The 22,786-nt window shown below is 71.1% G+C and carries 22 protein-coding genes; 11 read left to right on the top strand and 11 right to left on the bottom strand.

Annotation, left to right across the window (positions count from 1 at the left end):
- Window positions 1-69 precede the first annotated feature (69 nt).
- From ACFWP7_RS34590 to ACFWP7_RS34580, 3 genes are all read right to left on the bottom strand, one after another.
- Window positions 70-948 carry a hypothetical protein gene (locus ACFWP7_RS34590; protein WP_384389875.1) on the bottom strand — a complete coding sequence of 293 codons (879 nt, stop codon included), beginning with the start codon at window positions 946-948 and terminating at the stop codon, window positions 70-72.
- A 136-nt stretch (window positions 949-1,084) separates the two neighbouring features.
- The gene (locus ACFWP7_RS34585; protein WP_384389872.1) at window positions 1,085-2,611 is read right to left on the bottom strand and encodes a hypothetical protein; all 1,527 of its coding nucleotides are present in this window, start codon (window positions 2,609-2,611) and stop codon (window positions 1,085-1,087) included.
- A 299-nt stretch (window positions 2,612-2,910) separates the two neighbouring features.
- Window positions 2,911-3,615, bottom strand: coding sequence for a GntR family transcriptional regulator (locus ACFWP7_RS34580; RefSeq protein WP_384389869.1), 705 nt, complete (start codon window positions 3,613-3,615; stop codon window positions 2,911-2,913).
- A gap of 178 nt (window positions 3,616-3,793) precedes the next feature.
- Here ACFWP7_RS34580 and ACFWP7_RS34575 point away from each other — a divergent pair, with 178 nt between their 5' ends.
- The 5 genes from ACFWP7_RS34575 to ACFWP7_RS34555 are packed head-to-tail and all read left to right on the top strand — an operon-like array spanning window position 3,794 to window position 8,210.
- Window positions 3,794-5,113, top strand: a complete 1,320-nt coding sequence (locus tag ACFWP7_RS34575) for an MFS transporter (RefSeq protein WP_384389867.1) — start codon at window positions 3,794-3,796, stop codon at window positions 5,111-5,113.
- Window positions 5,110-5,952, top strand: coding sequence for a putative hydro-lyase (locus ACFWP7_RS34570; RefSeq protein ID WP_384389865.1), 843 nt, complete (start codon window positions 5,110-5,112; stop codon window positions 5,950-5,952). The genes ACFWP7_RS34575 and ACFWP7_RS34570 overlap by 4 nt, the downstream gene beginning before the upstream one ends.
- A 19-nt stretch (window positions 5,953-5,971) precedes the next feature.
- The gene (locus ACFWP7_RS34565; protein WP_384389862.1) at window positions 5,972-6,730 is read left to right on the top strand and encodes a LamB/YcsF family protein; all 759 of its coding nucleotides are present in this window, start codon (window positions 5,972-5,974) and stop codon (window positions 6,728-6,730) included.
- The gene (pxpB, locus tag ACFWP7_RS34560) at window positions 6,727-7,344 is read left to right on the top strand and encodes a 5-oxoprolinase subunit PxpB (RefSeq protein ID WP_384389859.1); all 618 of its coding nucleotides are present in this window, start codon (window positions 6,727-6,729) and stop codon (window positions 7,342-7,344) included. Before ACFWP7_RS34565 ends, pxpB begins: the two co-directional genes overlap by 4 nt.
- Entirely contained in the window at window positions 7,341-8,210 is an 870-nt protein-coding gene (locus ACFWP7_RS34555; protein WP_384389857.1) for a biotin-dependent carboxyltransferase family protein, read from the top strand. Before pxpB ends, ACFWP7_RS34555 begins: the two co-directional genes overlap by 4 nt.
- A 25-nt stretch (window positions 8,211-8,235) precedes the next feature.
- Here the strand turns inward: ACFWP7_RS34555 and ACFWP7_RS34550 are convergent, their stop codons facing one another.
- The 5 genes from ACFWP7_RS34550 to ACFWP7_RS34530 all read right to left on the bottom strand — a co-directional run bounded on the left by ACFWP7_RS34550 (window position 8,236) and on the right by ACFWP7_RS34530 (window position 13,616).
- Window positions 8,236-9,093: an SGNH/GDSL hydrolase family protein gene (locus ACFWP7_RS34550; RefSeq protein ID WP_384389854.1), complete on the bottom strand. Its 858-nt coding sequence runs from the start codon at window positions 9,091-9,093 to the stop codon at window positions 8,236-8,238.
- A complete protein-coding gene (locus ACFWP7_RS34545) occupies window positions 9,090-10,244 on the bottom strand; it encodes a glycosyltransferase (RefSeq protein ID WP_384389851.1) in 1,155 nt (384 codons plus the stop codon). Before ACFWP7_RS34545 ends, ACFWP7_RS34550 begins: the two co-directional genes overlap by 4 nt.
- Complete coding sequence (locus ACFWP7_RS34540) at window positions 10,241-11,365, bottom strand: glycosyltransferase family 4 protein (protein ID WP_384389849.1); 1,125 nt, start codon at window positions 11,363-11,365, stop codon at window positions 10,241-10,243. Before ACFWP7_RS34540 ends, ACFWP7_RS34545 begins: the two co-directional genes overlap by 4 nt.
- Before the next feature lie 139 nt (window positions 11,366-11,504).
- The gene (locus ACFWP7_RS34535; protein WP_384389846.1) at window positions 11,505-12,923 is read right to left on the bottom strand and encodes a HEAT repeat domain-containing protein; all 1,419 of its coding nucleotides are present in this window, start codon (window positions 12,921-12,923) and stop codon (window positions 11,505-11,507) included.
- A 300-nt stretch (window positions 12,924-13,223) separates the two neighbouring features.
- Window positions 13,224-13,616 (bottom strand): ankyrin repeat domain-containing protein, encoded by a 393-nt coding sequence (locus tag ACFWP7_RS34530; RefSeq protein ID WP_384389843.1) that lies wholly within the window; start codon window positions 13,614-13,616, stop codon window positions 13,224-13,226.
- A gap of 259 nt (window positions 13,617-13,875) precedes the next feature.
- Here ACFWP7_RS34530 and ACFWP7_RS34525 point away from each other — a divergent pair, with 259 nt between their 5' ends.
- Together ACFWP7_RS34525 and ACFWP7_RS34520 are read left to right on the top strand one after the other, a co-directional pair.
- Window positions 13,876-14,070: a hypothetical protein gene (locus tag ACFWP7_RS34525; protein ID WP_266824614.1), complete on the top strand. Its 195-nt coding sequence runs from the start codon at window positions 13,876-13,878 to the stop codon at window positions 14,068-14,070.
- A 37-nt stretch (window positions 14,071-14,107) separates the two neighbouring features.
- Window positions 14,108-15,652, top strand: a complete 1,545-nt coding sequence (locus ACFWP7_RS34520; RefSeq protein WP_384389839.1) for a hypothetical protein — start codon at window positions 14,108-14,110, stop codon at window positions 15,650-15,652.
- A 93-nt stretch (window positions 15,653-15,745) separates the two neighbouring features.
- Here ACFWP7_RS34520 and ACFWP7_RS34515 read toward each other — a convergent pair whose 3' ends face one another.
- On the bottom strand, window positions 15,746-17,248 hold the full coding sequence (locus tag ACFWP7_RS34515) for a PLP-dependent aminotransferase family protein (RefSeq protein ID WP_384389836.1): 1,503 nt from the start codon (window positions 17,246-17,248) through the stop codon (window positions 15,746-15,748).
- Between the two features lie 102 nt (window positions 17,249-17,350).
- On the opposite strand from ACFWP7_RS34515, the gene ACFWP7_RS34510 reads away from it, so the two are divergent.
- The 4 genes from ACFWP7_RS34510 (at window position 17,351) to ACFWP7_RS34495 (ending at window position 20,819) form a co-directional block, all read left to right on the top strand.
- Window positions 17,351-18,037 (top strand): YitT family protein, encoded by a 687-nt coding sequence (locus tag ACFWP7_RS34510; protein ID WP_384389834.1) that lies wholly within the window; start codon window positions 17,351-17,353, stop codon window positions 18,035-18,037.
- On the top strand, window positions 18,034-18,801 hold the full coding sequence (locus ACFWP7_RS34505; protein WP_384389831.1) for a glycerophosphodiester phosphodiesterase: 768 nt from the start codon (window positions 18,034-18,036) through the stop codon (window positions 18,799-18,801). The genes ACFWP7_RS34510 and ACFWP7_RS34505 overlap by 4 nt, the downstream gene beginning before the upstream one ends.
- Window positions 18,802-18,840: 39 nt before the next feature.
- Entirely contained in the window at window positions 18,841-20,190 is a 1,350-nt protein-coding gene (locus tag ACFWP7_RS34500; RefSeq protein WP_384389828.1) for an MFS transporter, read from the top strand.
- 254 nt (window positions 20,191-20,444) lie between these two features.
- Window positions 20,445-20,819, top strand: coding sequence for an RNA polymerase-binding protein RbpA (locus ACFWP7_RS34495; RefSeq protein WP_164314920.1), 375 nt, complete (start codon window positions 20,445-20,447; stop codon window positions 20,817-20,819).
- Between the two features lie 172 nt (window positions 20,820-20,991).
- On the opposite strand, the gene fxsA is transcribed toward ACFWP7_RS34495, so the two are convergent.
- Entirely contained in the window at window positions 20,992-21,570 is a 579-nt protein-coding gene (fxsA, locus tag ACFWP7_RS34490) for an FxsA family membrane protein (protein ID WP_384389825.1), read from the bottom strand.
- Between the two features lie 143 nt (window positions 21,571-21,713).
- On the bottom strand, window positions 21,714-22,505 hold the full coding sequence (locus ACFWP7_RS34485; protein WP_384389822.1) for a polyprenol monophosphomannose synthase: 792 nt from the start codon (window positions 22,503-22,505) through the stop codon (window positions 21,714-21,716).
- Between the last annotated feature and the right edge of the window lie 281 nt (window positions 22,506-22,786).

Below are 22,786 nucleotides of genomic sequence, written 5' to 3'. Positions count from 1 at the left end.
CTCTCGTAGTCGTAAAGGGAGGTGTGGCGCTCGGGCGGTACTGACTTGGTCGGTTGTCGAGCGGCTCGGTCAGGAGTGGAAGGGCAGTCCGGCGCCGACCGCCAGCTCCACGTCGTCGGTGTCCGCAGCGGGCAGCAGACTCGCGGTGCCGTCGGTCACCGGGACGATGCCCAGTTCAAGGAGCTCGGCCATGGCGGCGCTCCCGGCCATGTCACGGACCTGGAGCTGATAGCGGGCCGTCGTCCGGTACGTCCCTCCGGAGTCGTCCCCGGTGCGCTGCAGAAACCCGGAGTCGGTGAGGAACGCGACGGCCTTGCCGATGATTCCGGTGGTGGAACCGGCCAGTCTTCGCGCGTCCTTGGTGGCCCCGGTGGAGCTGCGCCGCGTCCAGATCCGCCAGGCCGCCTCCAGTCCCGGCGCGTCCGTCGCCGGATCACTGTTCTCCCCCTGCTCCTCGGCCCGCTCCTCCAGCCGACGGCAGGCCTGTCGTACGAACGCGTCGACTCCGTTGACCGAGACCCGCCCGATGTACCCGTCGTCCGCGAGGTCCTCGGGACGCGGGAACGACATGGCGGCGACGGCCAGATGGGCGAGACCGTGCAGGAACCGGTCTCCCGAGTCGGTCGACGCCCGACGCGCGTAGTCGCCCATGCGGACGGCGAACACGGAGTCCTCGGCGGCGGTCACGGCCATCCCCGCGCGCGGGGACACCTCCAGGACGACCAGTCCCAGCCCGGCGGCCACGGCGTCCGCGAGCCGCGCGAACGGCGGATCCTCTCGGTACCGCCGCAGCAGCTCCGCATACTCCTGGTCGCGCGCGGGCTGCAGCTTGGGCTGCAGCCCGAAGGCGACGAGCCGCGCGGCATCGGCGGCGTCGGCGGGCGTGACGGCGGCGCTCACCGGGGCGGCGACGGCCTCCGGCTCGCTCCACTCGACGTGCTCAGTCACAGGTGAGACTCCTTGGTCTGATAAACGAGGGCGAGGGCGGCTGAGTAAGGGGCGCGGGGCGTGACATCAAGCGGCTCCGCCGCGTGGGCGCGACCAGCCACGGCCGGTCCGCAGCCGAATGACGACCCGAACAACATCACGCCGCCTCCGACCTGCCGGCCGCCATCCCCACCGCATCCAGCAAGGCCATGCCAACGATGAGATCGGCCCCACCGAACTCCGGATCGTCCAGCTCCGTCCCGTCGTCCACGGCGAACAACAGCTTCTGCTCACCCTGCCGGTAAGCCGTCCCGACCGGCGGGCTGGCCGCGTGCACAGCCAACAGCGCGACGAGGTAGGGCAGTTCAGGGTCCCGCCGCCGGGCGTCCGCAAGCAGCCCGGACAGCCGCCGCGGCGCGTCGGCAGGCAGGTCGAGGAGTTCCATGGCGCTCGCCAACTGCTCCTCGCTGAACCGACTGTCGTCAGGCGTGGCGATCAGATCCGGCTCAGGCATCTCCGCACCCAGATGCTCCCGCTCCATGGGAGGCGTCAGCAATATGTCGACAAGGTCACCGACCCGCACGGACACCGGCGTACGCAGCCCTGTCCCGCGGGCGAAGAACGCATCCGTCACCCTCAGCGCCTGCTCGACCGGCAACGGCAGCACGGGCGCGACGAGATGACCGTAGAGATCTATCCCCGAGGTTGTCATGGGTGTGGCGAAGGCCTGCCGGTCCTGCTCGGCGCGGAACAGGGGCCCGGCCTCCAGGAGCCGGGACTGCAACTGCGTATGCCGGCGGATGCAGTCCTTGACGATGTCGACGAGCTCGGCGGCACGCCGCTTCTGTTCGGGGTCCTCGGACTCGTCGCGGGCCTTGCGGATGTTGGTGAGGATCGCGTTCTCGTGGCGGTACCGGTCAGCGACGTGGTCGAGAGCCTCCGCGATCATGTCGGGGACGGCCTGCAGCCAGTCCACGGCCCGCACATTGCGCCGAGTCGCGTCCAGCGCCCTGCGGAGCGTCTCCGCGAACTGCACGGTCCGGTATCTGGCCTGCTCGGCGGCGAGTTGGGCGTCGGCGAGCCGACCGCGGCTGATCAGCACCTCCAGCTTGACCTCGGCGGCGATCTGCGCACTGGTGACGTCGGTGTCGAGGGCGCCGACTAGCACGTTGACCGCTTCATCCGTCGTACGGAGATACACGCTTCCGCCGTATCCGGGCACTTCCTCGATCAGCTTGAAGTCGTAGTCCCGGCGTACATAGGAGCCGTCCGGCGCGAACGTGCCGTATACGGCCCGGAAGCCGCGGTCGACGCTGCCGACGTTGATCAGGTTCTCCAGGACCCAGCGGGCGACGCGCTCGTGCTCGGCCACCGGCCGCTGCGGGGCCTGGGCGGCGATGCGCGGGATGAGCCTGGCCACTATCTGGTCGTGGTCCGCGCCCGTGTCGAAGTCCATGTTGAGCGTGACGAGGTCGATGGCGGCGAGGGCCACCTCCGCCATCCCGTAGACCGAGTACTCGCCGGCGAGATTCGCTTTGCGTACGTCGAGATCGTGCAGCGGCGCGGTGCAGGCGAGCGCGCGCAGCCGCCGCGCCAGACCCTCGTCGGCAGCCGGGCCCGGAGCGGGGCGCGGCCCCGCGCTGAGCTGGGGCGGAACACTGTCCGTCGATGCAGGCGAAGTCACGCTGCACAGACTAGGTCCTCGGTCTGACAACGGTCGAAACGACGCAGAAGCGACCGCCGCCACATCAACCGAACCCACGCACAAGCAATCACCGTCACAACACCCGTGACCACGCAGAGGCAATCACCGTCACAGCCGTGACCACGCAGAAGCGACCGTCGCCAACAGCCGTATCGGCGTAGAGGGGATCACCGTCACAGCAGCCCGAACGACATAGAACAGATCACCGTCTCAGCAGCCGCAACACAGCTTGGAGGCGATCATCGTCGCAACAGCCGCACCGCCCGCCCCCACCGCTCTCAGCCGACCCCCTGCACCCCGTCGGCCACCCGCCGCCCGTACACCGCGACGAGCCCCTCACGCGAGTCGTCGAGATAGACCGCGAGCAGCCGCTCGGCCCCTTCCCGGTCCCCCTTCTGGAGGATCTGGAGGATCTCGCGGTTGCGCGCGAGATACGGCTCGTGCAGTCGTCGCGGATCGTCCACCACGTGGAACGCGAGGCGCAGTTCGGCGAAGACGCTGCGCATCAGCTCGTCGGTGCGGGCGCTCCCGGCGAGCGCCACGAGCTCCCGGTGGAAGTGGATGTTGGCCGTCGAGACGCCCGTCCACTCGCCCTCGCGCGCCGCCCGTTGCCCGTTCGCCACTGCTTTCGCGAGGCCGTCCACGGCGTACGGCGGCTCGCCGAGGCCCCGGACCACGGCACACTCGACGAGCGTGCGGGTGCGGTAGATGTCCACAACGTCCTCGACGGTCAGGACCCGCACGAACACCCCGCGATTGAGCTCGTGGACGAGCAGCCGCTCGTGTGTGAGCAGCCGGAATGCCTCGCGCAGTGTGTTGCGTGAGACGCCGAGCGCTCCGCCGATGCTGTCCTCGGACAGCCGGGTGCCGGGCGGGAAGTACCCCTCGGCGATGCGACTCCTGAGGATGTCCGCGACCCGCTCGGCGGTGCTGGTGCGCCCCAGCAGGGCGCGATCGTCGGCCAGTCCGGTCAGCTCTGCCATGTCCGGAATTCAATCGCAGATACAAGAACGAAACAACATAGGTATTGAAGGATTGTTCAACGATCCTCTACCTTGTCGGTCAGGCGCCTGTCGCATGGCCGCGAAAACACGGCGCCACGCGCTTCCCGCACGGCACGGCTCAGTCCAAGCACCCTCCGTCCCTCATTGCGAGGTGCCCATGAGCACGACCCCTCCACCCCAGGCCCTGACCGCCGGAGACCGCTCCGAACCGGCTGAACCCACCACCCAGGACGGCCCCTTCGCCTGGCTGCACGCTCTCGGTCCACGCGGCCGCCGTGCCTTCGCCGGCGCGTTCGGCGGCTACGGCCTCGACTCGTACGACTACTTCACACTGCCGCTGACCATGGTCGCGCTGGCGGCGTACTTCGGCCTGGACAGCGGCCAGACCGGCCTGTTCACCACCGTCACGCTGGTCATCTCGGCGGTCGGCGGCGCCATCGCGGGCGTGGTCGCGGACCGGGTCGGGCGCGTCAAGGCCCTGATGATCACCGTGATCACGTACGCGGTGTTCACCGTGGCCTGCGGTTTCGCGCCCAACTACGAGACGCTGCTGGTTTTCCGCGCTCTTCAGGGGCTCGGTTTCGGCGGCGAGTGGGCGGTCGGCGCGATCCTGGTCGCCGAGTACGCGAGCCCCAAGCACCGTGGTCGCACGCTCGGCGCGGTCCAGAGTTCGTGGGCCGTCGGCTGGGGACTGGCCGTGATCGTCTACACGTTGGTCTTCCAGTTCCTCGGCGACGACCTCGCCTGGCGCGTGATGTTCTGGACCGGCGCGCTGCCCGCGCTGCTCGTCGTCTGGGTGCGGCGCCGGGTGCAGGACGCTCCCGAGGCGGCCGCCGAACGTAAGAAGAGCGCCCAGAAGGGCTCGTTCACGGTGATCTTCAAGCCCGCCACGGCCGACGGCCCCGGTCTCCTGCGCACCACGTTCTTCGCGGTCCTGCTGTCAACGGGTGTCCAGGGCGGCTATTACACGCTGGCCACCTGGGTGCCCACCTACCTCAAGACGGAGCGCGGACTGTCCGTCGTCGGCACCGGCGGCTACCTCACGTTCCTGATCTCCGGGGCCTTCATCGGCTACCTCACCGGCGGCTACCTCACCGACAGACTGGGCCGCAAGCGCAACATCCTGCTCTTCGCGATCCTCTCGGCGGTGTGCATCCTCGCGTACGCCAACATCCCGAGCGGCGCCAACACCCTTGTCCTGGTACTCGGTTTCCCGCTCGGCTTCTGCATGTCGGCCATCTTCAGCGGCTTCGGCTCCTTCCTCAGCGAGCTGTACCCCACGGCGGTGCGCGGCACGGGGCAGGGCTTCACGTACAACACCGGGCGCGCCGTGGGCGCCGTCTTCCCCACCACGGTCGGCTTCCTGGCCGACAGTTGGGGCGTGGGCGGTGCGCTGGTCTTCGGCGCCATCGGATACGCCCTCGCGGCCCTTGCACTGATCGGGCTCCCCGAGACGCGCGGAAAGGAACTCCTGTGACCGCCACGTCCGCTGTGATCCGCACCCCCCAGGACCGCCCGTTGAGCCTCCTCGACAGCCACGCGCACGCGTGGACCCCCAAGAAGGCGCGTGCCCGCTTCCGTTCGGGCGTGTCGGGTCCCACCGCCGGAGTCGCCGCGGGCCACACCCAGGCGAACCTGATCTCGGTGCCCGCCGACTGGGCGTACGACATGCTGCTGTTCTGCCAGCGCAACCCGAAGCCCTGCCCGGTCCTCGACGTCACCGACGCCGGTTCCTGGACCACTCCGCTTGCCGAGGGCGCGGACCTGCGCACCGACCTGCCGCGTTACCGGGTGTGGGAACACGGCGAGTTGGTGGCCGAGCCCACGGACGTGGTCGGTCACTGGAGGGGCGATCTGGTCTCGTTCCTCATCGGGTGCAGCTTCACCTTCGAGTGGGCGCTGAGCGAGGCCGGTGTCCCGATGCGCCACCTCGAACAGGGCCGCAACGTCTCCATGTACGTGACGGGCCGCCAGTGCCGTCCGGCCGGGCGGCTGCACGGCCCCATGGTGGTCTCGATGCGCCCGGTCCCGCCCGAGCATCTGGCCGCGGCCATCCGGGAGAGCAGTCTGCTGCCCGCCGTGCATGGAAGTCCGGTGCACTGCGGTGAGCCGTCGGGGCTGGGCATCGGGGATCTCGCGCACCCCGACTTCGGCGACCGGGTGGACGCCGAGCCGGGCGACATCCCGGTGTTCTGGGCCTGCGGAGTGACACCCCAGGCTGCCGTGATGGCGTCCCGCCCGCCGTTCGCCATCACCCACGCGCCCGGCCAGATGTTCGTCACGGACACTCGTGACGAGCAGTACCGCGTGGCCTGAAGAGGAGAGACAGCACCTGATGACACCGATCGATCTCAACGCCGACCTCGGCGAGGGCTTCGGCCGCTGGCACCTGACCGATGACGAACAGTTGCTGTCCGTCGTCACCAGCGCCAATGTGGCCTGCGGTTTCCACGCCGGGGACGCGACCACCATGCGGCGGGTGTGCGAACTGGCGGTCGAGCGCGGTGTACGGATCGGCGCTCAGGTCTCCTACCGCGACCTGGCGGGTTTCGGGCGGCGCACGATGGATGTGCCGTCCGACGAACTGACGGCCGAAGTGGCCTACCAGATCGGCGCCCTGGAGGTCTTCGCGCGTGCGGCGGGCTCGCGCGTGTCCTACGTGAAGCCGCACGGCGCGCTCTACAACCGCGTCGTGCACGACGAGGAGCAGGCGGGGGCGGTGGTCGACGGCGTACTGCTCGCGGACGCCTCCCTGCCCGTCCTCGGTCTCCCGTCCTCCCGCTTCCTGAAGCTGGCCGAGCGGGCGGGGCTGCCCACCGTCACCGAGGCGTTCGCGGACCGCGCGTACACCGAGGAGGGCACCCTGGTGCCACGTACCCAGGACGGCGCAGTGATCACGGACCCCGACACCGTCCTCGAACGCTCGCTGGGCCTGGCCCGTTTCGGCGTCGTGACCTCGCACTCCGGGGAGCGCGTCCAAGTCCGCGCCCGCTCGCTGTGCCTGCACGGGGACACCCCGGGCGCGGTGGACATGGCCCGCCGGGTCCGCGCCGGGCTCGAGTCCTCGGGCATCCGCGTGGAGGCGTTCTCATGAGGGCACTGCCGGTCGGTGACCGTGCCCTGCTCGTCGAGGTCTCCTCCGGCGACGAGGCACAGGCCCTGCACGCCGAACTGCTGCGCCGCCGCGCGGACGGCTCCCTGTCGGTCACGGAAATCGTTCCCGCGGCCCGTACGGTCCTCCTGGACGGCCTGGACGACCCCGTGCGCCTGGCGGCCCGCCTCGCCTCCTGGGACATTCCTGCACTGGCCGCGCGCGCGGAGCAGGCGATCGAGATCCCCGTACGGTACGACGGTCCCGACCTGGCGGACGTAGCGGCTCTGTGGGGCGTGCCGGCGCACCGGGTGCAAGAGATCCACGCGGCGGCCGAGTTCCGTGTCGCCTTCTGCGGGTTCGCGCCCGGCTTCGGCTACCTCACGGGCCTGCCCTCGGAGTACGACGTTCCCCGCCGGGCGACTCCGCGTACGACGGTTCCGGCGGGTTCCGTGGCGCTCGCGGGCCCGTACACCGGCGTGTACCCGCGTTCCTCGCCGGGTGGCTGGCAGCTGATCGGGACGACGGACGCGGTGCTGTGGGACCACGCGCGCGTGCCGGCCGCGCTGTTGGCTCCGGGCACCCGGGTCCGTTTCGTACCGACGAGGCGCTCATGACAGACCGGGCCCTCTCCGTCGTACGCTCCGGGGCCCTGACCACCGTCCAGGACCAGGGACGCCCCGGCCACGCCCACCTCGGTGTACCGCGCTCCGGTGCGCTCGACGGGCCCGCGGCGGCGCTGGCCAACCGGCTCGTCGGGAACCCCGCCGAAGCGGCCGTCCTGGAGACGACGCTCAACGGGTGTGCTCTTCGCCCGCGTTCGCCGGTCACCGTGGCAGTGGCGGGCGCGCCCTGCCCGGTCACCGTGGACGGCCGTCCAGCGCCCTGGGGAGCGGCTGTACGCGTAGCCGCGGGCGCGCTCCTTGACGTCGGTCCCGCGCACGCGGGACTGCGCAGCTACGTGGCCGTCTCCGGTGGGGTCGCCGTGGACCCGGTCCTCGGCAGCCGCTCCACGGACCTCCTCTCGGACCTGGGTCCCCCGCCCCTGACGGACGGCACGGTGCTGCCCCTGGGCCGCCCCGAAGCCCTGCACGCGCGCGTGGACGTGATTCCGCACCCGGCGCCGCCGTCCGAACTGGTCCTACGGGTGACGCAGGGCCCGCGCGAGGACTGGTTCACGGCGTCGGCCCTGCGCACCCTGACCACCCGGGTCTACCGGGTGTCGTCGGCGAGCAACCGCATCGGCCTGCGTACGGAAGGGCCCTCACTGGAGAGGGCCGTTCCCGGCGAACTCCCCAGTGAGGGCATGGTCCTGGGGGCCGTCCAGGTACCGCCCGACGGCAGGCCCGTCGTCTTCCTGGCCGACCATCCGACCACCGGCGGGTACCCGGTGATCGCTGTCGTCCGCCCGGCCGACCTCCCGGCGGCCGCTCAGGCCGTCCCCGGCACGCCGGTCCGCTTCGTGGCCGTACGCCGGCGTTGAAGCGGCCTGAAGGGAAGCCGAGCCGTCACGCCGGGTCCGGCTGGTGTTCGGTCACCGACAGGGCGGCCAGGGCGGCGGCCACGGCGTGCGAGGCGCTCAGGTCGAGGCGTGCGCTGGTACCGCGCGCCTTGTGACGTACTTCGGCGGCGGCGAGCGTGAGCAACTGCGGCAGCAGGTCCGCGCACCGCCGGGCGACCCACCCGGTTCCGGCGGTGGCCAGCCACCAGAGGCTCGCCGACCGCGTGGGCGCGGGGAACTCGGCCTCGGCAGAGGGCTGGACACCGGTGGCGATGCCCTGCTCCGCGAGCAGCGCGTGGAACCGGAGCGCGAGCGCCCGGTGTCCCTGCTCCCCCGGGTGCAGTTTGTCCGCGCTCCACATCGCGGGGTCCTTCAGCCAGTCCTCCTCGGCGGCGTGCAGATGCAGCGCCCCGTGCCGCTCGGACAGGGCGTGCACGACCGCGTTGACGGCCCGTTGCCGCCGGGCCAACGGCCGCGCCAACGCACCCGGCAGCCCGAGCATGTAGCCGGGATCCGGGAGACAGGCCGTCATCACCACCGCTCCCTGGGCCCGGAACGCCGAGTACACCCTGTCGAGCCGGGCGGCCACGGAGTGGATGTCGAAGGTGTACCGCAGGGTGTCGTTGACCCCTATGACGACGGAGACCACGTCCGGGCCCAGGGCCGTCGCCTCGGGCGTCTGACGCTCCAGGACGTCCCGCGTCTGGGCGCCGCTGACCGCCAGGTTGACGAACTCCACGGGTACGTCCGCCGGAGCGAGCCCCTGCGCGAGCAGTGCGGCCCACCCCCGCCATGCCCCGCCGACGGGGTCGCCCACCCCTTCCGTCAGCGAGTCCCCGAGGGCCACGAAACGAAGCGGTCTCATCCCACGCCCTCCTGAAGGCGCGGCCGCACCTCGACCACCGCGTCGTGCGCGGCGAGGAAGCCCTCTACGGCCGTGCTCCATCCGAAACACTCGGCACGCGCGCGTGCCGCCTGCCTGCGCTCACCCTCGGGACGCCCCAGCAGCAGCCGCACCGCGTCCGCGAAAGAGTCCCCGTTGTCCGCGGCGGTGGCCCCGGCGGACCCGATGACCTCCGGCAGGGCGGACAGGGAGCTCGCCGCCACCGGCGTACCGCAGGCCATCGCCTCCAGGGCGGCGAGCCCGAACGTCTCGGCGGGCCCGGGGGCCAGGCAGACGTCGGCGGAGGCCTGGAGCGCGCCGAGCGCGGCGCGGTCCGCGAGGTGTCCGAGGAAGGTGACGGGCAGCCTCCGCTCCCGGGCGCGCTGTTCGAGCCGGGCCCGCAGCGGTCCGTCCCCGGCGACGACGAGGACAGCACGCTGTCCGCGCCGCAGCAGCGCCTCAAGACCGTCCAGCGCCGTACCGGGCCGCTTTTCGACGGACAGCCTGGAGCACATCATCAGCAGAGCCTGGTCCACGCGCGCGTAGCGGGCACGGACCGCGGGATCCCGGAGCGAGGGGTCGCGGCCCACCAGATCGACGCCCAGGGGGGCGCGTACGACATTGCGGGCGCCGATCCGGACGAACTCGCGCTCGGCGAATTCTGTGGTGCACACGACACGCGAATAGGTGTGTGCGGTACGCACGTTGAGGGCGTCGGCAGTGCGCCGGGCCATCCCCTCAGGGAGCCCCCAGGTCCGCAGCACGCCGTCAGCGGTCTCGTGGGAGACCATCACGGCGGGCACCCGGGCCCGCCGCGCCCAGACGCCGGTCCAGCGCAGGGTGGTCCGGTCGGACACCTCCAGACGGTCGGGTGCGAGCGACTCCAGGAGCCGAGCGACCCGCCGCTTGTCCGTGAGCACGCGATAGCCGCCGGTGCCGGGCAGCACCGGCCCGGGCAGCGTGATGACGCGCCCCTGTTCGGTCTCCCGGTCCGTGGCGCGCTCACCGGGGACGATGAGCACCGGCTCGTGTCCCGCGGCCAGGTAGCCGGTGCCCAGCTCGCGCAGCGCGGTGCGCAGGCCACCGGAGGCGGGGGCGACGAAGTTGGCGAGCCGTACGATGCGCAGGCTCATGCCGCCACCGCCGTCCGTGCGGAGAGCACGTCGCTGTAGTGCCCGATGAGCTGATCGCCGACGGCGGCCCAGGTGCGGCCCTCGACCATGTTCCGTCCCGCGGCGCCGTAGGCGGCCCGCAGTTCCGGATCGGCGGCCAGGGCCCACACGGCGTCGCGTACGGCGGTGGCGTCGCGCGGTGGCACCAGCAGCCCGGTACGCCCGTGGGCCACCAGGTCGAGCGGTCCGCCCGCGGCCGGCGCGACGACGGGCACCCCACTGGCCATGGCCTCCTGCACGGTCTGGCAGAAGGTCTCGAAGGGGCCGGTGTGCGCGAAGACGTCCAGCGAGGCGAAGATCCGGGCGAGTTCGTCACCCGTGCGACGCCCTAGGAAGACGGCGCCGGGCAGCTGCTCGGTGAGGCCGGCCTGACTCGGTCCGTCGCCCACGATCACGAGACGCACGCCGTCCAGGCCGCATACCCCGGAGAGCAGTTCGACCTGCTTCTCGGGGGCGAGCCGGCCGACGTAACCGACGATCAGCTCACCGCCCGGCGCCAGCTCCCGGCGCATCGCCTCGTCCCGCCGGTCGGGACGGAAACGGTCGGTGTCCACGCCACGCGCCCACAGCCGTACCCGGGGCACACCGTGTGACTCCAGGTCGTGCAGGGCCACGCTGGACGGGGCGAGCGTCCGGTCCGCGGCGGCGTGCACGGAGCGAATACGCCGCCACGCGGTGGCCTCGCCGGCACCCACGTACGTACGGGCGTATCCGGCCAGGTCGGTCTGGTAGACGGCGACGGCGGGGATGCCGAGCCGGGCGGCCGCGGCCATGCCGCGGACGCCGAGGATGAAGGGGCTGGCCAGGTGAACGATGTCCGCGCGGTGTTCGGTGATCGCCGCGGCGACGCGTCGGCTGGGGAGAGCGACGCGGACCTGGGGGTAGCCCGGGAGCGGAAGGGAGGGGATTCGGACGACAGGGCACGGCGCGGTGGCGTCGGGCCCGCTCCCGGCGGCGGTGGCCGGGGCGACGACGAGGGGAACGTGACCGCGATCGACGAGGTGCCGGGCGGTCTGAAGCGCGCAGTGGGCCACGCCGTTCACATCGGGGGGAAAGGATTCGGTCACGATGACGACACGCATACCCGTGTTGTCGCCCCGCTGGACGTGCCCGCGTCAACGTGGATCTTTCCGTACGGGGAACGTCCCATGAGCGTTGAACTCCGCACCCGTCCAGGTCAGTCCGCGTCCACGACTTCCCGACCCATGGGTCACCGAACGTTCATACGGCAGGCATGTCCGGCCCGATTCTGCTCCGTACCGCCGTCTGCACTTCGGCCTCCTCGGCCGGATCCGCCGCCAGCCTGCGCAACTGGTCCACCACACGTGCGTCACCGGTTTCCGCGTGCCGTGCGGCGACCTCGCGGGTGGTCTCCTCGCAGTCCCACAGGCACTCGACGGCGAAGCCGGCGGGGAAGGACGGATCGGTGGCGGCGAGCGCGCGGGCGGCGCGCCCGCGCAGATGGGACGAGGCGGTCTCGCGGTACACGTGCCGCAGGACGGGTGCGGCACAGATGATGCCGAGCCGCCCGGCCCCGTCGACGAGGGTGCACAGTGCCGGGGCGTCGGGGCCCTCGCCCCGTACGGCTTCGCGCAGCGCGCCCAGCACCAGCTCGCTGTCCTGCGTACCGCCTCGGCAGGCGAGCATCCGGCCCGCGGCGGCCCCCAGGGGATCGGGTCGGTGGGCCCAGTTTCGTGCCCGGTCGACGGCGGCGAGACTCCGCATCCGTTCGAAGGCCTCGACGGCGGCCTCGGCCACTGCCGGCGAACCGGCGGTCGCGGCGGCCTCGATCAGGTCGAGAGCGTCCGGGTCATTGCTGTCGGCGAGATAGCGCAAGGCCGTGCAGCGGGCCCCGTCGTCGCCACCACGGGCGGCCTCGACGATCTCGGGCCGGTCCTCGGGGCCTGCGACGGCGCTGAGGCAGCGGGCGGCCGGGACATGGAGCGCGGCTCCGCGTTCGATGCCCTGCTGGGCCCACTCGAAGACGGCCTGCACGCTCCACCCCGGGCGGGGCCCGGCCGGTCGCATCTGGCGCTGCCAACGGTCGAAGGAGCCCTGTTCCTGGGCGGCACGCACACGCGTGCCGATGGATTCGCGCGGATCGTCGGCCCACAGCCGCCAGGGCCGCGGCTCGAACGCGTCGCGCACGGTGGCGGCGAGCGCGGCCTCACCCTCGGCGTCGGCCGGGAAGCGGGCGAGCACGGGTGCGGCAAGAGCCCGCAGGCCCGCGTCGTCGTCGCGCAGGGCCAGCTCGTCCAGGGCCCAGGCCCAGTTGGTGCCGGAGGCGGCGTACCTGCGCAGCAGTTCGAGCGCGTCCCGCCTGCCGTACGAGGCGAGGTGCCCCAGCACCGCCAGCGCGAGCCCGGTACGGGAATCGCAGTCGTCGAGAACGTCCTCGGCGTCGAAGAGGTGCCGCTCGATCTCGTCGAGCTCACCGCTCACGTCAAGGTAGAGACGGGCGTAGTAAAGGGAGCGGTTCTCCACCTGCCAGTCGTGGCGGGGGTCGCGCAGCACACAGTGGTTCAGCGCCGCGAGCGCCTCGGCGCGCGGTGCGGTGAGCGCGTGCAGCGTGCCGTCGCCGCGACCCCTCTGAAGCAGGCCGAGCAGCGTACCGCTGGGCGCTATGACCGGATCGAACATGGGAAACAGCCTCACATCAAGCGTCGACGCAACCGGGATCCTGCATTACCTGGCCACGTGACAACACGTCGGAGCGCCCGCCGTCTCTTGCTTGCTGTAGACCATCTTCCTCTGCCTCTCGTCGGTGGCCCATGCGGGCCGCGTCACGGCCCGCGCGGTGCGGCAACACCTGCCCAGCCATCACGTCCGTGAATCACGACGTCATGATGACCCAGCGGTTCTTCCCGCCGCGACCGCATTTCCGGCGGCCCCGCTCCGCCTCCCCCATTTTCTTCGTTTCGCCTGTTCAGGGCGTTGAAGTCATCGTGTACCGAACAACTCGAGCAGCTCGGTCTTGCCGAACATGCGGGCCGTGTCGACGGCCGAGGGCGTGCCCGCGGCCGGATCGGCGCCGCCGTCCAGGAGCGCCCGGATCACCGCCTCCTCGCCTTTGAAGACGGCCCCCGCGAGCGGCGTCTGCCCCCGGTCGTTGATGCGGTCCGCCTCGGCGCCCCGCGTCAGCAGGGCGCGTACGGCGTCGGCGTGGCCGTGGTAGGCGGCGAGCATCACGAGCGAGTCACCGCGGTCGTTGGTGAGGTTGGCAGGAACGCCCGCGTCGACGTACGCGACGAGCGCCTCGGTCTCACCACGGCGCGCCAGATCGAAGATCTTGGTCGCCAGCTCCACGACATCCGGGTCGGGGGCTTCACTCATCGGCCGGACCGCCTCTCACTGCAACCGTTCGGGTGAATCGCCAGCGTACTGGCTCCGGCGGCACATGACCGGCACCGTCTGCGGCAAAGATCACAACGGAATTCCCGGCTGCGACGGGCCTGCTCAGGCGGCCTGAACGCCTCCGCCATTCGGGTGAAATCTACAGACATTCACCCCATTGCACCTTTTGTCGTATGGATACATGCTGTGATCCTGGAAGAACTCATGGTGACTGTCCCCACGAACCAGGAGAGCTCAAATGATTCTGTCCATCTCAGGCGTCGTCCTCCTCGGCATCATCGTCTTCCTCTTCTTCAAGAAGGACGGGCTCAAGGGGTCGCATGCGTTTGTGGCCGCGCTGTTCGGGTTCTACCTGGCAAGCACGGCCATCGCTCCGAGCATCAAGGCCGGCGGGGAGAGCCTTGCGGGTCTCCTCGGCGGGATCAAGTTCTGACGTCCCTCCCTCTCGCACGCACCATCAGGAGACAGCAGTGGCCCGGCGCCCTCTCCCCCGCATTCTGAGCAACGGCAGCGCACAGATCGCCCGAAGCCGGGATCTGGCCCGGACGGCAGCCGACAGCGCCACCGACGTCCTCCACCCCCTGATCACGATCACTCGTGGACTGCGCCGGCTGGCGGCTGCCGGGCGGCGCAGGTGGGCGGACACGCCCAAGGACCGGCGCGGGCCACTGCTGTTCCTGGTGGCCTCGGTGGTCCTGGTCGTGGCGCTGGTGCCGTACGGACCGCTGCTCGCCGTCATCACACTGATGGCGGCGGCAGCCTGGGCGGGCCGCGAACGCGCCGCGCCGGAGCCGACGGGCCCCGACGACTCGCAGACCCAGCGCCTCCAGTCGCTGTACGAGGCCCTGGTCCCGTACTTCTCCGCGGCCGAGGACCCCGCTCCCCTCTATGCCCACGGCGGCGACTGGGAGAAGGCCTTCTCGTCGTACGAATTCGACGACGACGGACGCGTCTCCCAGCTCCACCTCCGCTACCCGGCGTACTTCACCGACGGAGAGGCGGAGTCCCGCGCCCGGATCGAGCAGCTCCTGCATGCCAAGTCCGGCCGCGGCCGTGAGTACCACTTCGAGTGGGACGAGGAGGGCAACGAGCTGAGGATCACGGTCCTTTCGCCGCTCCCCACGGACATCGCCGCCCAGCGGTTCGTGACGGCACCCGGCGAGACGGTCCTCGGCTTCACCGACCCCGCCGACGTCCAGCGCACGCTCCCCCTCACCTACGGTGAGGAACAGCGTGACGTCCCCCCGGTCGTCTGGCGCACCGGGGTCCGCTCCACGGAGCCACATCTCCTTGTCGCGGGCGAACCGGGCAGCGGTACCACCACACTCCTGCGCTCGATCGCCCTGCAGTGCCTCCAGTACGGCGATGTCGTGATCGTCGAGGGCGCGGGTACCGGCGAGTACGCGTGCCTGACCGGCCGCCAGGGTGTCCTGGCCGTCGAGTGCGGGCTCGCCGGGGCGCTCGCAAGCCTGGAGTGGGCCGCTCACGAGACGGAGCGGCGCCTCATCGCCGCGAACCGCGCCCGGCAGGCGGGCCAGGCCGCGCCGGACGACACCAAGCACCCGCTGTGGATCCTGCTCGACCGCCCGAGCGCGCTGGGGCACTTCGCCGCCGTCGACGGCCGCAACGACCCCCAGTCACTCCTCCAGATCCCCCTGCGCCATGGCCGTGCGGCCGGTGTCACGGTCGTCGTGGCCGAGAACTTCGAGAGCCTCGACTCCCTCAGCGACGCCGTCCGCCAGCACACCCGCGCGCGCGTGGTGCTCGGTCCCGCGTCCCCCACCCAGCTGGAAACGGTGCTCGGCGCACCCCCGCACACCACCCCCACCCGCGCCGTACCCCCCGGCCGCGGCTACGCCCGCCTCGGCACCGGGCCCGTCCTCCGCCTCCAGGTCCCGGCAACCCCGGACCCCTACGACGACGCGACCAGCGAGACCCACCGCAGGGCGGTTCTGGATCTGCTCCCGGAGCGGACAATCCCGGCGGAGGCCGAGATCAGCCCGTCCGGCGTTTGAGGACGAGCGCGTTCAGCGCGATGCGGGGGTCCGGGAGCGGCAGCCCCCAGAGGCAAGGGACGGGCAGGGGCGGCGGGGGCGAAAAACCCACCCCTAAGCCACGAACGTCCGAGGCGCCTCACTCCCCCCGACACCGCCGCTCTCCACCAGCCGCGCCGCCGCAGCCAACCGCACCGCCGCCTCATCCGCCACCGCCCCCCCGACAGTGAACGGCAACCGCACATACCCCTCGAAGGCGCCGTCCACCCCGAACCGCGGCCCGGACGGCACCCGGACCCCCACCCGCTCCCCCACCTCGGCGAGCCGCGACCCGGACAGCCCACCGGTCCGTACCCACAAGGTGAGCCCGCCCCGCGGCACCGCGAACTCCCACTCGGGCAGCTCACGCCGTACGGCGGCGACGAGGGCGTCCCGGTTCTCCCGGGCCTGCGTCCGCCGGATCTCCACCGCCTGCTCCCAGCCACCGGTGCTGAGCAGCCAGTTCACGGCCAGTTGCTCCAGTACGGGCGTGCCCAGGTCGGCGTACGCGCGCGCGGCGACCAGGCTGCGGATCACGTCGGGAGCGGCCCGCACCCACCCGATCCGCATCCCGGCCCAGAAGGCCTTGCTGGCGGATCCGACCGTGATGACGGTGGACCCGGCGGGGTCGAAGCTGCACACGGGACGGGGCATGGCCGATCCGTCGACGTCCAGGCGGAGTTCGCTCATCGTCTCGTCCACGACGAGCACGGTCCCCGCGGACCTGGCCGCGTCCACCAGCACGCGCCGCCGGTCCTCGTCGGCAAGAGCGCCCGTCGGGTTGTGGAAGTCGGCGACGACATACGCGAGCCGGGGCGCCGAGTCACGCAGGACCTGTCGCCAGCGGTCCATGTCCCACCCGGCGAGCCCCTCGGCCATGGCGACGGGCACCAGCCGGGCCCCGGCCTCGCGCATCAGCTGAAGGATGTTGGCGTACGAGGGTGACTCGACGGCGATCCGTTCGCCGCGCCCGGCGAAGAGATGACAGATCGCATCGATCGCCCCCATCGCCCCGGTGGTCACCATGATCTGTTCGGGCATGGTCGGAATGCCGCGCGCGGTGTACCGCTCGGCGAGCATCGAGCGCAGCGCAGGCAGTCCGGCGGGATAGTCGCCGTGGGTGTGCGCGTAGGGCGGCAGTTCCTCCAGCGCGCCCTGGACGGCCCGGGTGAGCCATGGCTCGGGTGCGGGCAGCGCCGCGCAGCCGAGGTCGATCATGGATCCGAGGGCCTCGGGAGGCAGCGGCTCGAGTCCGCGCGCGGGCAACGGATTGCCCGCGGGCACGGCGGTCCAGCTGCCCGCTCCGCGACGGGACTCCAGGAACCCCTCGGACCGCAGCGCCTCATAGGCCGCGGCGACCGTCGTACGGCTGACGGACAGGGACAGCGCGAGCTCCCGCTCGGCGGGCAGCCGCGCGGCGACCGGCACCCGCCCTTCGAGCACGAGGAGCCGGATGCCGTCGGCGAGCGCGCGATAGGCGGGCGGGCGACGGGAACCGGGCCCCGCGGGGCGCTCCTGCTGGGAGTGGAGCAGTCGGGCGAGCTGAGCGGCACCCACCGCCGAAGTCCACTGAGTCATGATTTCCAGTCCACCTTCCCCGAATTGGCCATGGATGCGATGACTTCTCAAGCCACAGAGTGACATGGGTCAGGCCACGACGACCACTACGGGGGGCTCCACTTGTCCACGCGCACCACCCGCTCGGAACCCGGACTCCTTACCCCCCGACGCCTCCCGCGCCGGCTCGTCCAGCTGTACGCCGGCCTGGCGCTGTACGGCGCGAGCTCGGCCCTGCTCGTGGAGTCGGGTCTCGGACTGGAGCCCTGGAACGTGCTGCACCAGGGTCTCGCCGAGCTGACCGGTCTGACGATCGGCATGGTGTCGATCTTCGTGGGCGCGGCGGTGCTGCTCCTGTGGATCCCGCTGCGCCAGCGCCCGGGCCTGGGCACGGTCTCCAACGTCTTCGTGGTCGGCATCGCCATGGACGGCTCACTCACCCTCCTGCCCGACGCCCACATCCTGGCCGTACGGATTCCCCTTCTCGTGGCGGGCATCGTGCTGAACGGCGCGGCGACCGGCCTCTACCTCAGCGCGCGCTTGGGTCCAGGGCCGCGCGACGGCCTGATGACGGGCCTGCACCAGCTCACCGGCCGCTCGATCCGCCTGATGCGCACGGCCATCGAGGGGGCTGTCGTCGTGACCGGGTTCGCCCTCGGCGGCACGGTCGGAGTCGGCACGGCCCTGTACGCGGTCGCGATCGGCCCGCTCGCCCAGTTCTTCCTGCGTGTGTTCGCCGTCCCCACGGCACCGGGCGGCAGCACGGTCGTTGCCACCGGGCAACCGGAGCGCGCCATACTTCCCCGGTGAGCACGCGCATACGTCACCCGTATCTCGACCACCCCGGCCCGATCGCCTTCGCACACCGGGGCGGGGCGGCGGACGGTCTGGAGAACACCGTGGCCCAGTTCCGGCGGGCGGTGGAGGCGGGCTACCGCTACATCGAGACGGACGTACACGCGACGGCGGACGGCAAGCTCGTCGCCTTCCACGACTCGACCCTGGACCGGGTCACGGACGGGGCGGGCCGGATCGCGGACCTCCCCTGGGAGGACGTGCGCCACGCGCGCGTGGCCGGCAAGGAACCGGTGCCCCTCTTCGAGGAGCTGCTCGAAACCTTCCCCGAGGTGCGCTGGAACCTCGACATCAAGGCCGAACCCGCCCTGCATCCCCTGCTCAACCTGATCGGCCGCACCGACGCCTGGGACCGCGTCTGCGTCGGCTCGTTCTCCGAGGCGCGCGTGTTCCGCGCCCAGCGTCTGGCCGGACCACGCCTGGCCACCTCGTACGGCACCCGGGGCGTCCTGGGGCTGCGGTTGCGCTCGTACGGCATACCGGCCGCGGTGCGCAGCTCGGCGATCGCCGCCCAGGTACCCGTGTCCCAGTCGGGCGTGCCGGTGGTCGACCGGCGCTTCCTGCGTGCCGCCCACGCGCGCGGGCTACAGGTCCACGTGTGGACGGTCAACGAGACGGATCGGATGCACCGGCTCCTGGACCTGGGAGTCGATGGCATCATGACCGATCACATCGACACGCTGCGCAGCGTCCTGGAGGACCGGGGCACCTGGGTCTGAGCCCCGCGCGGTCCGTTCACGGGGAAGCGAGGAGCGCGGGTGGACACTGACACCGTGCGTGCAGAGGCGGCCGACGAGGCCGCCGAGCGGCGGCGCGAGCAGCACGGCTGGTACATGTACGACTGGGCGTGCTCCGTCTACTCGACGAGCGTGCTCACCGTGTTCCTCGGCCCCTATCTGACATCGGTCGCCGAGGCGGCGGCGGACCCGGACGGTTTCGTGCATCCCCTGGGGATCCCGATCCGCGCCGGTTCCTTCTTCGCGTACGCGGTATCGGCGTCCGTCATCCTGTCGATCTTCGTGATGCCGATGGCGGGCGCGGCCGCCGACCGCACGGGCCGCAAGAAGCCGCTGCTCGCGGCCGCCGCCTATGTGGGTGCCGCGGCCACCACCGGCATGTTCTTCCTGGCCGGCGACCGCTATCTGCTGGGCGGCCTGCTGCTGATCGTCGCCAACGCCTCGGTGGCCGTGTCGATGGTCGTCTACAACTCCTACCTGCCGCAGATCGCCCCGCCCGCGGAGCGTGACGCGGTCTCGTCCCGGGGCTGGGCCTTCGGTTACGCGGCGGGCTCACTGGTCCTGGTCGCGAACCTGATCCTGTTCACGGCCCACGACAGTTTCGGCCTCTCGGAGTCGATGGCGGTGCGCATCTGTCTCGCCTCGGCGGGCATCTGGTGGGGCGCCTTCACCCTCGTCCCGCTCAAGCGCCTGCGCGACCGCCGTACAGCCCCCACCGGGACGACCTCCGTGCACGGATGGCGGCAACTGGCCGCCACCGTGCGCGACATGCGCGGCAAACCCCTCACCCTCTCCTTCCTGTTCGCGTACCTCATCTACAACGACGGCATCCAGACGGTCATCTCCCAGGCCTCGATCTACGGATCGCAGGAACTGGGCCTCGGCCAGTCGACACTGATCGTCGCCATCCTGCTGGTACAGGTGCTGGCGGTGACGGGCGCCCTGGGCATGGGCCGTCTGGCGCGCAGATACGGCGCGAAACGTACGATCCTCGGCTCGCTCGTCGCCTGGACCGTGACGCTCTGCGCCGGGTATTTCCTGCCCGCCGGCGCGCCCGTCGGGTTCTTCGTCCTGGCCGCCGGCATCGGGCTCGTCCTGGGCGGCAGCCAGGCACTTTCGCGCTCCCTGTTCTCGCATCTCGTGCCGAGCGGCAAGGAGGCCGAGTACTTCTCCGCCTACGAGATGAGCGACCGTGGCATGAGCTGGCTGGGCCCACTGCTGTTCGGGCTCACCTACCAGCTGACCGGAAGTTATCGGGACGCGATCATCTCGTTGGTGGCCTTCTTCGTCATCGGGTTCGTGCTGCTCGCGAGGGTGCCGGTGCGACAGGCGATACGCGACGCGGGGAATCCCGTACCCGACAGGATTTAGCGCCGGAGGCCAAAGGCCGGTAGTGTACGCGTTTGGCCTGCCAGGCGTACCGTTACTGCGCGTCAAGATACTGAAACGCCAGGTTACATCTGCTCTCAGATGTGACAAAGCGGGCGCAGGTGGGTACAACAAGGGGCGGCTACGACGGCGACGCATGACCCGGAACGGGAATCTTTACCGCCGACCGGACGTTGACCGGATGACGACGACAGCGACACCTGTCCTGTGGGCGACAAGCCCGGGAGGCACGATTCATGAGTGAGCGAGCTCTTCGCGGTACGCGCCTCGTGGTGACAAGCTACGAGACGGACCGCGGCATCGACCTGGCCCCGCGCCAGGCCGTGGAGTACGCATGCGAGAAGGGACATCGCTTTGAGATGCCCTTCTCGGTCGAGGCGGAGATCCCGTCCGAGTGGGAGTGCAAGGTCTGCGGGGCCCAGGCACTCCTGGTGGACGGCGACGGCCCTGAGGAAAAGAAGGCCAAGCCCGCGCGTACACATTGGGACATGCTGATGGAGCGACGCACCCGAGAGGAACTCGAAGAGGTCCTTGAGGAGCGTCTGGCGGTTCTGCGCTCCGGCGCAATGAACATCGCGGTACATCCGCGGGACAGCCGCAAGTCCGCGTAACCCCCGCCGGGGTTGGGCGGCATACACGAACGCACGCAGCCGCGGGCACCGTACCTGTCAGGTACGGGGTCTGCGGCTTTGTGCGTTTCGGGGGTTTCGGGCCCGGCCGGGGGTGCGGGGCCGCCAGGCCGGGGTGCGGGGCCCTGGGGCTGTGGGGCCCAGGGCCCGCCACTCAGCCGTTCAGCGGCGGGCGCGGGCCCTGATCCTGCTGCCGGCCCGTGTCGTCCCTGATGACCTCGCCCTGGACGACCTTGCCGTCGGGGCGGTGCATCCGCGCCTGCTGGAAGGCGTCGCCCAGCGTGCCGGGAGGAGCCGCCGCGATCTTGCGCTCGATGGTCCGCTCGACATAGCGGCTGAGGGCCTTCTGGACCGGCGGGATCAGGAGAAGGAGGCCGACGGCGTCGGAGAGCAGGCCGGGGATCATCAGGAGAAGGCCGCCGAGCATCATCAGCCCGTTGCCGTCGCCCTTTCCGGTCCCCGCCGTGGGCGCCACCCCGCTCTGCTGCTGTTGCAGCGTCTCGCTGAGGTTGCGGAAGGCACGGCGCCCGGCCCGCTTGATGACCACGGAGCCGAGGACGAAGGCCGCGACCAGCAGCAGAAGCACCGTGAAGCCGCTCGCCACCCCCGCGACCACAGTCAGCAGCCAGATCTCCAGCACCAGCCACACGGCGACGCCGAGGGGCAGGAAGGTGCGCAGCCGCGAGCGCCGCGGGCGGGCGGGGTACGTGGGTGTCGGAGCGCCAGTCGTCATGTTCCCAGTGTGCCTGGAGGCGGCTCAGTACGGGATAAGCGGATGATCAACAGCACCTGTGAACCGGGAACGGGACTTGTGAGAGCCCCGGCGGGCGCAAGAAGCCGTACGACGGTCGAATCACCCCAGCGGGACGAATAGCCTCAGAGGGACTTGCGCCCCGTGATCCGCCCGACCCGCTCCCCCACGCCCCACGTGGTGACCCGCCACAGGGCCTCGACGAGAATGTCCCGGCTCATCTTGGAGTCGCCGTGCTCCCGCTCGACGAAGGTGATCGGGACCTCGACGACGTGAAAGCCGGCCTTGACGGCGCGCCGGGCCAGGTCGACCTGGAAGCAGTACCCCTGGGAGGCGACCTCGGTGAGGCCGAGGCCTTCCAGGGTCTCGCGGCGGAAGGCCCGGTAGCCGCCGGTGACATCACGGATCGGTACGTCGAGCAGGACGCGGGAGTACAGGCTGCCGCCGCGTGAGATGAACTCGCGGGACTTGGGCCAGTTCACGACCCGCCCACCCGGCACCCAGCGCGAGCCGAGCACGAGGTCGGCGCCCTTGAGGGCGGTCAGCAGACGGGGCAGCTCCTCGGGCTGGTGGGAGCCGTCGGCGTCCATCTCGACGAGTACGCCGTAGCCGTGCTCCATGCCCCAGCGGAAGCCCGCGAGATAGGCGGCGCCGAGGCCTTCCTTGCCCTTGCGGTGCAGCACCTGGACCTGCTCGTCCTCGGCGGCCAGCTCGTCGGCGAGTTTCCCCGTGCCGTCGGGGCTGTTGTCGTCCGCCACGAGAACGTGCACCTCGGGCACGGCGATGCGCACCCGGCCGACGATCTTCTTGATGTTCTCGGCCTCGTTGTAGGTCGGAATGATCACCAAGGCCGTACCGAGCGGGCCGAACTGTCTCCCCTGGGCTTCCGCCGCCAGGGTCCCGTCGCCGTCGTTCACTGCTGCCCCTTCGAGTACGTACGCAGAAGTCCACCATAGTGGCCGCAACCTGCGCTGCCACGCCGTGGCGGTAGTACGGGGGTGTCGCTTCACCAAGAGGCGGGTAAGACCTGAACCCGCCCGGCGCAGCACGCGTGCTGCGGATCGGGGCCCGGCGCCCTTCGGGCCGACCAGGGACCCGCTGGCTGCGGGTCGACCGAAAGCCGTTGTCTACTGAACGTCCGGGCCCCACCCGGGTCACACCTGCCGACTTGTCGGAACGTTTCCCTCGCCTCTCGCTG

It is taken from the genome of Streptomyces sp. NPDC058470 (assembly GCF_042721055.1).
In the GTDB taxonomy this organism is placed as follows: domain Bacteria; phylum Actinomycetota; class Actinomycetes; order Streptomycetales; family Streptomycetaceae; genus Streptomyces.
Note: the sequence above shows the minus strand (reverse complement) of the source record. Positions and strands in the feature narration are given on the sequence as shown.

Excerpts from the sequence above, each read along its gene's own strand:
- ACFWP7_RS34565 (WP_384389862.1), top strand. The coding sequence starts at position 5,972 with ATGACACCGATCGATCTCAACGCCGACCTCGGCGAGGGCTTCGGCCGC.
- ACFWP7_RS34530 (WP_384389843.1), bottom strand. The coding sequence starts at position 13,616 with ATGAGTGAAGCCCCCGACCCGGATGTCGTGGAGCTGGCGACCAAGATC.
- ACFWP7_RS34545 (WP_384389851.1), bottom strand. The coding sequence starts at position 10,244 with ATGAGCCTGCGCATCGTACGGCTCGCCAACTTCGTCGCCCCCGCCTCC.
- ACFWP7_RS34580 (WP_384389869.1), bottom strand. The coding sequence starts at position 3,615 with ATGGCAGAGCTGACCGGACTGGCCGACGATCGCGCCCTGCTGGGGCGC.
- ACFWP7_RS34540 (WP_384389849.1), bottom strand. The coding sequence starts at position 11,365 with ATGCGTGTCGTCATCGTGACCGAATCCTTTCCCCCCGATGTGAACGGC.
- ACFWP7_RS34550 (WP_384389854.1), bottom strand. The coding sequence starts at position 9,093 with ATGAGACCGCTTCGTTTCGTGGCCCTCGGGGACTCGCTGACGGAAGGG.
- ACFWP7_RS34535 (WP_384389846.1), bottom strand. The coding sequence starts at position 12,923 with ATGTTCGATCCGGTCATAGCGCCCAGCGGTACGCTGCTCGGCCTGCTT.
- pxpB (WP_384389859.1), top strand. The coding sequence starts at position 6,727 with ATGAGGGCACTGCCGGTCGGTGACCGTGCCCTGCTCGTCGAGGTCTCC.
- ACFWP7_RS34525 (WP_266824614.1), top strand. The coding sequence starts at position 13,876 with ATGATTCTGTCCATCTCAGGCGTCGTCCTCCTCGGCATCATCGTCTTC.
- ACFWP7_RS34555 (WP_384389857.1), top strand. The coding sequence starts at position 7,341 with ATGACAGACCGGGCCCTCTCCGTCGTACGCTCCGGGGCCCTGACCACC.
- ACFWP7_RS34575 (WP_384389867.1), top strand. The coding sequence starts at position 3,794 with ATGAGCACGACCCCTCCACCCCAGGCCCTGACCGCCGGAGACCGCTCC.
- ACFWP7_RS34495 (WP_164314920.1), top strand. The coding sequence starts at position 20,445 with ATGAGTGAGCGAGCTCTTCGCGGTACGCGCCTCGTGGTGACAAGCTAC.
- ACFWP7_RS34515 (WP_384389836.1), bottom strand. The coding sequence starts at position 17,248 with ATGACTCAGTGGACTTCGGCGGTGGGTGCCGCTCAGCTCGCCCGACTG.
- fxsA (WP_384389825.1), bottom strand. The coding sequence starts at position 21,570 with ATGACGACTGGCGCTCCGACACCCACGTACCCCGCCCGCCCGCGGCGC.